This is a genomic window from Cytobacillus oceanisediminis 2691 (genome assembly GCF_007678455.1).
Lineage (GTDB): Bacteria > Bacillota > Bacilli > Bacillales > Cytobacillaceae > Mesobacillus > Mesobacillus oceanisediminis_A.
This window is the reverse complement of record NZ_VEEP01000370.1, coordinates 1-241: the sequence shown is the minus strand read 5'-3', so window position 1 is coordinate 241 and position 241 is coordinate 1. Positions and strand designations below refer to the sequence as shown.

Sequence of the window (241 nt, the reverse complement as noted above, 5' to 3'; positions counted from 1 at the left end):
CGCAACCAATCGACTGCCTTGTGCCTTTTTCTTAACGAAATTCGGCACACTCATATTTAAAGTTTCAGCTGATTGTTGTAACTTTAAATATTCGGATTCGCTCACACGAAAACTGATTTGTTTCGGCTCCTTACGGTTGGGTTTATGGTTTCGCCCAACAGTTTCGTCGCTAGCCACAAAGTTGTTTTGTTCGCTCATTATTGCCACCACGCTTTCTACGAAAGATAACGCCTTTCTTACA

General features: G+C 41.9%; 1 protein-coding gene. It reads right to left on the bottom strand.

Features of this window, described 5'->3' with window-relative positions; genetic code table 11:
* On the bottom strand, window positions 1–198 hold a 198-nt coding region (locus FS736_RS23945; RefSeq protein ID WP_395883970.1), incomplete at its 3' end, for a plasmid mobilization protein.
* Window positions 199–241 lie beyond the last annotated feature (43 nt).